This window comes from Pseudomonas sp. NPDC086278 (assembly GCF_050280905.1).
Classification (GTDB): Bacteria; Pseudomonadota; Gammaproteobacteria; order Pseudomonadales; family Pseudomonadaceae; genus Aquipseudomonas.
Genome location: NZ_JBNNWE010000145.1, coordinates 1 through 9,921, shown reverse-complemented (window position 1 = coordinate 9,921; position 9,921 = coordinate 1). Strand labels below are relative to the sequence as shown.

The 9,921-nt window shown below is 60.8% G+C and carries 7 protein-coding genes and 1 pseudogene; 7 read left to right on the top strand and 1 reads right to left on the bottom strand.

What is annotated here, in order from left to right; genetic code table 11:
• Nucleotides 1–54 precede the first annotated feature (54 nt).
• The 5 genes and pseudogenes from ACQKP4_RS27355 to pdxJ form a co-directional block, all read left to right on the top strand.
• A pseudogene (locus ACQKP4_RS27355) lies at nt 55–252 on the top strand (S26 family signal peptidase); the annotation flags it as partial.
• Between the two features lie 184 nt (nt 253–436).
• Nucleotides 437–1,126, top strand: coding sequence for a ribonuclease III (rnc, locus tag ACQKP4_RS27350; RefSeq protein WP_059403405.1), 690 nt, complete (start codon nt 437–439; stop codon nt 1,124–1,126).
• Nucleotides 1,119–2,021 (top strand): GTPase Era, encoded by a 903-nt coding sequence (gene era, locus ACQKP4_RS27345; RefSeq protein WP_218436993.1) that lies wholly within the window; start codon nt 1,119–1,121, stop codon nt 2,019–2,021. The genes rnc and era overlap by 8 nt, the downstream gene beginning before the upstream one ends.
• Before the next feature lie 166 nt (nt 2,022–2,187).
• The gene (recO, locus tag ACQKP4_RS27340) at nt 2,188–2,871 is read left to right on the top strand and encodes a DNA repair protein RecO (protein WP_427637125.1); all 684 of its coding nucleotides are present in this window, start codon (nt 2,188–2,190) and stop codon (nt 2,869–2,871) included.
• A 51-nt stretch (nt 2,872–2,922) separates the two neighbouring features.
• Nucleotides 2,923–3,666 (top strand): pyridoxine 5'-phosphate synthase, encoded by a 744-nt coding sequence (gene pdxJ / locus ACQKP4_RS27335; RefSeq protein ID WP_427637123.1) that lies wholly within the window; start codon nt 2,923–2,925, stop codon nt 3,664–3,666.
• 127 nt (nt 3,667–3,793) lie between these two features.
• Here pdxJ and mltF read toward each other — a convergent pair whose 3' ends face one another.
• Nucleotides 3,794–5,254: a membrane-bound lytic murein transglycosylase MltF gene (gene mltF / locus ACQKP4_RS27330; protein WP_427637121.1), complete on the bottom strand. Its 1,461-nt coding sequence runs from the start codon at nt 5,252–5,254 to the stop codon at nt 3,794–3,796.
• A gap of 274 nt (nt 5,255–5,528) precedes the next feature.
• Between mltF and purL the strand changes: the two genes are divergently transcribed.
• Together purL and ACQKP4_RS27320 are read left to right on the top strand one after the other, a co-directional pair.
• Nucleotides 5,529–9,425: a phosphoribosylformylglycinamidine synthase gene (gene purL / locus ACQKP4_RS27325; protein WP_427637119.1), complete on the top strand. Its 3,897-nt coding sequence runs from the start codon at nt 5,529–5,531 to the stop codon at nt 9,423–9,425.
• Nucleotides 9,426–9,430: 5 nt separating this feature from the next.
• On the top strand, nt 9,431–9,742 hold the full coding sequence (locus ACQKP4_RS27320) for an NGG1p interacting factor NIF3 (RefSeq protein ID WP_427637117.1): 312 nt from the start codon (nt 9,431–9,433) through the stop codon (nt 9,740–9,742).
• The last annotated feature ends 179 nt before the right edge of the window (nt 9,743–9,921 follow it).

Sequence of the window (9,921 nt, the reverse complement as noted above, 5' to 3'; positions counted from 1 at the left end):
GCAAGCCGTCGATCAAGTGTTGTTGCGTCAACAGCAACGTGATGCCGCTGTCTTCACTACTTCATGATGGGCGACAACCGCGACAACTCGAACGACAGTCGCTATTGGGATGATCCGAGTATTCCCAAGGATCTGCTGGGCATGGTTCCCGACCAGAATATCGTCGGCAAGGCCTTCGCAGTCTGGATGAGCTGGCCGGAACCCAAACTCAGTCACCTGCCGAATTTTTCGCGGGTTGGCCTGATCAAGTAATCACACACGGCGCTGTTGAACACAGCGCCGAATGCATTTCTGGAGCCGGCACAATCGGCGTCGAAAGCATGAAAACAATGATATTCAGGACGTAATTTTTGAACACAGCGTTAATTGTCCCAAGCCTGCGCCGCACCCCGGCGATGGCGGTGGAAACCAGCCACGAACTCAGCGTGGGTAAACCGTGAGCGTCTCCTTAAGCCGTCTAGAGCGTCAGCTCGGCTACACCTTCAAGGATCAGGAACTGATGGTCCTGGCCCTGACTCACCGCAGCTTTGCCGGGCGCAACAACGAACGCCTGGAATTCCTCGGTGATGCCATCCTCAACTTCGTCGCTGGCGAGGCGCTGTTCGATCGCTTCCCGCTGGCCCGCGAAGGCCAGCTGTCGCGTTTGCGCGCACGCCTGGTCAAAGGTGAGACGCTGGCCGTGCTGGCCCGTGGTTTCGACCTGGGCGACTACCTGCGTCTGGGCTCCGGTGAATTGAAAAGCGGTGGTTTTCGTCGCGAATCGATTCTGGCCGATGCCCTCGAAGCGCTGATTGGCGCGATCTACCTGGACGCCGGCATGGACATGGCGCGCGAGCGCGTGCTGGCCTGGCTGGCCGGTGAGTTCGAAGGCCTGACGCTGGTCGACACCAACAAAGATCCAAAAACCCGCTTGCAGGAATTCCTGCAATCGCGCGGTTGTGAGCTGCCACGTTATGAAGTGGTGGATATCCAGGGTGAGCCGCATTGCCGGACGTTCTTCGTCGAATGTGAAATCACCTTACTGAATGAAAAAAGCCGAGGTCAGGGTGTGAGTCGTCGTATTGCCGAACAGGTAGCGGCCGCCGCAGCACTGATTGCCCTGGGCGTGGAGAATGGCCATGACTGATTCAACCGCAACTCGCTGTGGCTATGTTGCCATCGTCGGCCGTCCCAACGTGGGCAAGTCCACGCTGCTGAACCACATCCTGGGGCAGAAGCTGGCAATCACCTCGCGCAAGCCGCAAACCACCCGCCACAACATGTTGGGCATCAAGACCGAAGGCGATGTTCAAGCGATCTACGTCGACACCCCGGGCATGCACAAGGGTGGCGAAAAGGCCTTGAACCGCTACATGAACAAGACCGCCTCGGCGGCGTTGAAAGACGTCGACGTGGTGATCTTCGTGGTTGACCGCACCAAGTGGACCGACGAAGACCAGATGGTCCTCGAGCGCGTCCAATACGTGACCGGCCCGTTGATCGTGGCGCTGAACAAGACCGACCGCATCGAAGACAAAGCCGAGCTGATGCCACACCTGAGCTGGTTGCAGGAACAATTGCCGAACGCGCAGATCATGCCGATCTCGGCCCAGCACGGTCACAACCTTGAGGCGCTGGAGCGCGTCATTGCCGGTTACCTGCCGGAAAACGATCACTTCTTCCCGGAAGACCAGATCACCGACCGCAGCAGCCGCTTCCTCGCCGCTGAACTGGTGCGTGAGAAAATCATGCGCCAGATGGGCGCCGAGCTGCCGTACCAGATCACCGTCGAAATCGAAGAGTTCAAGCAGCAGGGCAAGACCCTGCACATCCACGCGTTGATCCTCGTCGAGCGTGATGGCCAGAAGAAAATCATCATTGGCGACAAGGGCGAGCGCATCAAGCGCATCGGCACCGAGGCGCGCAAGGACATGGAGCTGCTGTTCGACTCCAAGATCATGCTCAACCTGTGGGTCAAGGTGAAAGGCGGTTGGTCCGACGACGAGCGCGCCCTGCGTTCGCTGGGTTACGGCGACCTGTAAACCGGCTCTGCGCTACACCGTGGATCCCCTGTGGGAGCGGGCTTGCTCACGAATAGGATGTAACATTCAGCACGTGTGTTGACGGTTACACCGCTTTCGCGAGCAAGCCCGCTCCCACATTGGTTTCAGGTTGTTTGTAAAACTGCGTTCCGCCATCGAGAACTCCATGTCCCAGCCCATCGGCCAACCGGCCTACGTGCTCCACTCCCGCGCCTACCGCGAAAACAGCGCGCTGGTGGATTTCCTCACGCCGCAAGGTCGGCTGCGGGCGGTATTGCGCAGTGCGCGGGGCAAGGCGGGGACGCTGGCGCGGCCGTTCGTGTCGCTGGAAGTCGAATTTCGCGGGCGGGGCGAGCTGAAGAATGTCGGGCGGATGGAGGCCGCCGGTACTTCCAGCTGGTTGAGCGGTGAAGCGCTGTTCAGTGGTCTCTACCTGAATGAATTGCTGATCCGTCTGCTGCCCTCCGAAGACCCGCACCCCGGCGTCTTCGATCACTACGCGGCGACTTTGCTGGCGCTGGCGGAAGGCCGCGCGCTGGAACCGTTGCTGCGTTCATTCGAATGGCGACTGCTCGATGACCTCGGCTATGGTTTTGCCCTGAGCACCGACATCCACGGTGAGCCCATTGCGCCGGACGGTCTCTATCGCCTGCAAGTGGATGCGGGCCTGGAGCAGGTCCATCTGCTGCAACCCGGACTGTTCAACGGCACCGAGCTGTTGGCCATGGCCGATGCCGATTGGTCGGCACCCGGTGCCTTGTCCGCCGCCAAGCGTCTGATGCGACAAGCGCTGGCCGTGCATCTGGGCGGGCGTCCGCTGGTTTCCCGAGAGTTGTTTCGAAAGCCATAAAATCCCCGTGTATGCTGTGCACCGAACTTTTCCCTCTTCAGGAGCGTTTCCGTGACCACCAGCAATCGCATTCTTCTTGGCGTCAACATCGACCACGTTGCCACCCTGCGTCAGGCCCGGGGCACTCGCTACCCGGATCCGGTCAAGGCGGCACTGGACGCGGAAGAGGCAGGCGCTGATGGCATCACCGTGCATTTGCGTGAAGACCGCCGGCACATTCAAGAGCGCGACGTGGTGTTGCTCAAGGACGTGCTGCAAACCCGCATGAACTTCGAAATGGGCGTCACCGAAGAGATGATGCTGTTCGCCGAGCGCATTCGCCCGGCGCACATTTGCCTGGTCCCGGAAACCCGTCAGGAGTTGACCACCGAAGGTGGCCTGGACGTCGCGGGGCAGGAAGCGCGGATCAAGGCGGCGGTGGATCGCCTGTCGAAGATGGGCTGTGAAGTGTCGCTGTTCATCGATGCGGACGAACGCCAGATCGAGGCCTCCAGGCGAGTGGGCGCGCCAGCGATTGAATTGCACACCGGCCGTTATGCCGATGCCGAGACGCCGACCGACGTGGCTGAAGAACTCAAGCGTGTCGCAGACGGCGTGGCGTTTGGTTTGGCGCAAGGCTTGATCGTCAACGCCGGCCATGGCTTGCACTACCACAACGTCGAAGCGGTGGCAGCGATCCGGGGCATCAACGAACTGAACATCGGCCATGCGCTGGTGGCGCATGCGTTGTTTGTCGGGTTCAAGTCGGCGGTGTCGGAAATGAAAGCGCTGATCCTGGCGGCGGCCAAAGCCTAAGCCAACTGCAAAACCAAACTGTGGGAGCGGGCTTGCTCGCGAAGGCGATTTAACATTCAACATCTTCGTTGACTGTTGGACCGCATTCGCGAGCAAGCCCGCTCCCACATTGGATGGGTGGTGACTTTTAAAGCGGCGGGGTTTCCTGATTCGGCTTGGTCTTGTCGATTCCCGGCACGTGCAGGTTGCCTTCTGCCACCTGGTTGCCTTCGAGCTGCGGCTGCGTCACCCAGGTCAGGATGTCGTAGTAACGCCGGATGTTCGCCACGAAATGCACCGGCTCGCCGCCTCGGGCGTAGCCATATCGCGTCTTGCTGTACCACTTCTTCTCGGACAGGCGCGGCAGGATCTTCTTCACGTCCAGCCATTTATCCGGATTCAATCCTTCTTTCGTCGCCAGTTTGCGCGCGTCATCCAGATGGCCGCTGCCCACGTTGTAGGCCGCCAGAGCAAACCAGGTGCGATCCGGCTCCTGGATCGATTCGTCCAGTTGATCCTTCATGTAAGCCAGGTACTTGGCGCCGCCCATGATGCTTTGCTTCGGATCGAGCCGGTTGGACACACCCATGGCCTGCGCCGTGTTCTGGGTCAGCATCATCAGGCCGCGCACGCCGGTCTTGGACGTGACCGCCGCCTGCCATAACGATTCCTGATAACCAATCGCCGCCAGCAGGCGCCAGTCGACTTTCTCTTTCTTGGCGTAAGCCTTGAAGTGCTGCTCGTACTTGGGCAGCCGTTGCTGCAAATGCTGGGCGAAGGTGGTGGCGCCCATATAGCCGAGGACATCGACGTGACCGTAGTAACGGTCCTTCAGGCGTTGCAGGGTGCCGTTTTTCTGCACCTTGTCGAGGTAGGCGTTGATTTCATTGAGCAGGCTGTTGTCTTCGCCAGCAGCCACGGCCCAGCTCTGGTTGCTGGCGTCGCCAAGGTCGAAGGCGACCCGGATGTTGGTGAAGTACACCTGGTTCATCGCGACTTCATTGGAGTCGACCAGCGTCAGGTCGATCTGGCCTTCATCAACCATGCGCAGCAGGTCGACGACTTCAACCGCGTCGGACTCTTCGTATTCAATGCCGGGGTATTTCTGTTTCAGCTCCGCCAGTTGTTCGGCGTGGGTGCTGCCCTTGAGCACCATGATCTTCTTGCCGACCAGGTCGCCAGCGTCGGTCGGCCGTGACTGGCCGTTGCGGTAGATGATCTGTGGCGTGACTTCGAGGTAGGAATGGGAAAACCGCACCTGCTTTTTGCGTTGTTCGCTGCTGACCAGGCCGGCGGCTGCCAGCACCGGGCCGTTAGGCTTGCCGACCTGGTTGAACAAGTCGTCGAGGTTGTCGGCGGTCTCGATTTTCAGTTCGACCCCCAGATCGTCGGCGAAGCGCTTCACCAGCTCGTATTCGAAGCCGGTTTCACCGTTGCGATCCTGAAAGTAGGTGGCGGGGCTGTTACGAGTAACCACCCGCAGCACACCATCCTCCTTTACGCGCTCCAGCGTGTTGGGTTTATCAACACAGCCACTGAGCACCAGGAAGAGTCCGGTTGCGATCAGCCATTTGGCGTACCGCGGACGCAAAGCCGTTGGGGAAAACATTTGCGCAGTATACGCAAAGGACCACGAGCGCCATATCTCGACAGCGAAGGGCTTGTCTGCTAGGCAAGCGAAAAGCCGTCTGGAGCCCGCAGGAATGGGCCCAGACTGCATTTTGTGACAGAAAAATTTACCCTCGATTCATGCCTGTTGCAGGCCCGGACGCCCCGCCCGGCACTCGGGTACAGCCGCCCGTACCGTTTCGGGTGATGTCGCGGGCGGTTTAGGCTAGAATGCACGGCCTCAAAGCACACCCCTTCCCGAGGCTGTCCCGAAGATGTTGATCCTGCGCGGCGCTCCTGCCCTTTCTGCCTTTCGCCACAGCAAACTCCTTGAGCAACTGAGCCAGAAAGTTTCGGCTGTCAGTGGCTTGTATGCTGAATTCGCTCACTTCGCCGAAGTTACCGGCGTCCTGACCGGCGACGAACAGCAGGTGCTCGCGCGCCTTCTGAAGTACGGCCCAAGTGTTCCGGTTCAAGAGCCGACCGGTCGTCTGTTCCTGGTGTTGCCGCGTTTCGGCACCATCTCGCCGTGGTCGAGCAAGGCCAGCGACATCGCTCGCAACTGCGGCCTGAGCAAGATCCAGCGTCTGGAGCGCGGCATTGCGTTCTACGTCGCCGGCCAGTTCAGCGACGTCGAAGCCCGGCAAATTGCCGACGTGCTGCACGACCGCATGACCCAGATCGTCCTCGGCAACCTCGAGCAAGCCGCCGGCCTGTTCAGCCACGCCGAGCCCAAGCCCCTGACCGCCATCGACGTGTTGGGTGGCGGCCGCGCCGCGCTGGAAAAAGCCAACACCGAGCTGGGCCTGGCCCTGGCCGAAGACGAGATCGACTACCTGGTCAATGCCTTCATTGGCTTGAAGCGCAACCCGCACGATATCGAACTGATGATGTTCGCCCAGGCCAACTCCGAGCACTGCCGTCACAAGATCTTCAACGCCAGCTGGGACATCGACGGTCAGAGCCAGGAAAAAAGCCTGTTCGGCATGATCAAGAACACCTACGTGATGCACAGCGAAGGCGTGCTGTCGGCTTACAAGGACAACGCTTCGGTGATCGTCGGCAATGTCGCCGGCCGTTTCTTCCCGGACCCTGAAACCCGCCAGTACGGTGCGGTGCAGGAACCGGTGCACATCCTGATGAAAGTCGAAACCCACAACCACCCGACCGCGATTGCCCCGTTTCCGGGTGCAGCCACTGGTAGTGGCGGCGAGATTCGCGACGAAGGCGCTACCGGTCGTGGCGCCAAGCCAAAAGCCGGCCTGACCGGTTTCACCGTGTCCAACCTGCAAATCCCCGGCTTCGAACAGCCGTGGGAAGTGCCGTACGGCAAGCCCGAGCGCATCGTCACTGCGCTGGACATCATGATCGAAGGCCCACTGGGTGGCGCCGCGTTCAACAACGAATTCGGCCGTCCGGCCCTGACCGGTTACTTCCGTACCTTCGAGCAATCGATCACCACCCCGCGTGGCGACGAAGTTCGCGGTTACCACAAGCCGATCATGCTGGCCGGCGGCATGGGTAACATCCGTGCCGAACACGTACAGAAAGCCGAGATCACCGTCGGCTCCAAGCTGATCGTCCTCGGTGGCCCGGCGATGCTGATCGGCCTGGGTGGCGGCGCCGCTTCCTCCATGGCCACCGGCACCAGCTCGGCTGACCTGGACTTCGCATCCGTACAGCGCGAAAACCCGGAAATGGAACGTCGCTGCCAGGAAGTCATCGACCGTTGCTGGCAACTGGGTGACAAAAACCCGATCAGCTTCATCCATGACGTCGGTGCGGGCGGTCTGACCAACGCCTTCCCGGAACTGGTCAACGATGGCAACCGCGGTGGCCGTTTCGAACTGCGCAACATTCCAAACGACGAGCCGGGCATGGCCCCGCACGAAATCTGGAGCAACGAATCCCAGGAACGCTACGTCCTGGCCGTCGGCCCTGCGGACTTCGAACGCTTCCAGGCCATCTGCGAACGTGAGCGTTGCCCGTTTGCCGTGGTCGGCGAAGCCACTGCCGAACCGCAACTGACCGTCACCGACAGCCACTTCGGCAACGATCCGGTCGACATGCCGCTGGAAGTGCTGCTGGGCAAAGCCCCGCGCATGCACCGTTCGGCCGTTCGTGAAAACGAACTGGGCGACGATTTCGATCCAGGCACGCTGGACATTGCCGACTGCGTCGAACGCGTTCTGCATCACCCGGCCGTTGCCAGCAAAAGCTTCCTGATCACCATCGGCGACCGCACCATCACCGGCCTCGTGGCCCGTGACCAAATGGTCGGCCCGTGGCAGGTTCCGGTGGCCGACGTTGCCGTCACCGCCACCAGCTTCGACGTCTACACCGGTGAAGCCATGGCCATGGGCGAGCGTACTCCGCTGGCCCTGCTGGATGCTCCGGCGTCGGGCCGCATGGCCATCGGCGAAACCCTGACCAACATTGCCGCTTCGCGCATCAACAAGATCTCCGACATCAAACTGTCGGCGAACTGGATGTCCGCCGCCGGCCATCCGGGCGAAGACGCGCGCCTGTACGACACCGTGAAAGCGGTCGGCATGGAACTGTGCCCGGACCTGGGCATTACCATTCCGGTGGGCAAGGACTCCATGTCCATGGCCACCCGCTGGACCGACGAAGGCGTCGACAAGACCGTGACTTCGCCGATGTCCCTGATCGTGACCGGTTTCGCGCCAGTGGCTGACATCCGTCAGACCATGACCCCGGAACTGCGCATGGACAAAGGCACCACGGACCTGATCCTGATCGACCTGGGCCGTGGCCAGAACCGCATGGGCGCCTCGATCCTGGCCCAGGTGCACGGCAAACTCGGCTCGCAAGCGCCGGACGTCGATGATGCCGAAGACCTCAAGGCTTTCTTCGCGGTGATCCAGGGCCTCAACGCCGACGGTCATCTGCTGGCTTACCACGACCGTTCCGACGGTGGTTTGCTGACCAGCGTCGTGGAGATGGCCTTCGCCGGTCACTGCGGCCTGAGCCTGAACCTCGACGGTCTGGCGGAAACCTCCGCCGACATCGCCGCGATCCTGTTCAACGAAGAACTGGGCGCGGTGATTCAGGTTCGTCAGGACGCGACTCCGGACATCCTCGCGCAATTCAGCGCGGCCGGTCTGGGCGACTGCGTGTCGGTGGTCGGTCAGCCGATCAACAACGGTCAGATCAACATCACTTTCAACGGCGAAACCGTGTTCGAAGGCCAGCGTCGTCTGCTGCAACGGACCTGGGCTGAAACCAGCTACCAGATCCAGCGTCTGCGCGACAACGCCGACTGCGCCGAGCAAGAGTTCGACGTGCTGCTGGAAGAAGACAATCCGGGCCTGAGCGTCAAGCTGAGCTTCGACGTCAACCAGGACGTCGCCGCGCCTTACATCAAGAAAAATATCCGCCCACAGGTTGCCGTGCTGCGTGAGCAGGGCGTCAACGGTCAGGTGGAAATGGCGGCCGCGTTCGACCGCGCCGGTTTCAACGCGATCGACGTGCACATGAGCGACATCCTGGCCGGTCGTGTCGACCTGAACGACTTCAAGGGCATGGTCGCTTGCGGCGGTTTCTCCTACGGCGACGTACTGGGCGCCGGCGAAGGCTGGGCCAAGTCCGCGCTGTTCAACAGCCGTGCTCGCGATGCCTTCCAGGGCTTCTTCGAACGCAACGACAGCTTCACCCTCGGCGTATGCAACGGCTGCCAGATGATGTCCAACCTGCACGAGCTGATCCCGGGCAGCGAGTTCTGGCCGCACTTCGTGCGTAACCGTTCCGAGCAGTTCGAAGCGCGGGTGGCGATGGTCCAGGTGCAGGAATCGAACTCGATCTTCCTGCAAGGCATGGCCGGTTCGCGCATGCCAATCGCCATCGCGCACGGTGAAGGTCATGCCGAGTTCTCCAGCGAAGAAGCATTGCTGGAAGCCGATCTGTCGGGTTGCGTGGCGATGCGTTTCGTCGACAACCATGGCAAGGTCACCGAGAAATACCCGGCCAACCCGAACGGTTCGCCGCGCGGGATCACCGGTTTGACCAGCCGCGACGGTCGCGTGACGATCATGATGCCGCACCCGGAACGCGTGTTCCGCGCCGTGCAAAACTCGTGGCGTTCGGAAGACTGGAACGAAGACGCACCGTGGATGCGTATGTTCCGTAATGCGCGCGTCTGGGTGAACTAAGGGCTGTGTACAAGCTCAGCTTTTTTGTTCCGACCAGTCACGTCGAAGACGTAAAGAGCTCCGTATTCGCCGCCGGTGGCGGGCGGATCGGCGCTTATGATCACTGCGCGTGGCAGGTGTTGGGCCTGGGTCAGTTTCGTCCACTGGAGGGCAGTCAGCCGTTTATTGGTGAAACCGGGCAGGTCGAACAGGTTGAGGAATGGAAGGTTGAGCTGGTGGTGGCGGATGAGTTGATCGTCGCTGTGGTGGCTGCGTTGAAACTCAGCCATCCCTACGAGACACCGGCGTATGAAGTGTGGCGGCTGGAAGATTTTTGATTTTCCAGGCTGCTGAAATGAGAAACCCGCTGAAGTCGTTTTCAGCGGGTTTTTTTATGCCCCGGATGTTTGCTGTGTTTCAGCGCCTCTTCGCGAGCAAGCCCGCTTGTGTCTTGGGCAGGGGATAAACTTTGGGGTGAGAGGGGTGGATGGCAAGCTGTGAGTCCGCGGTGCTTGAA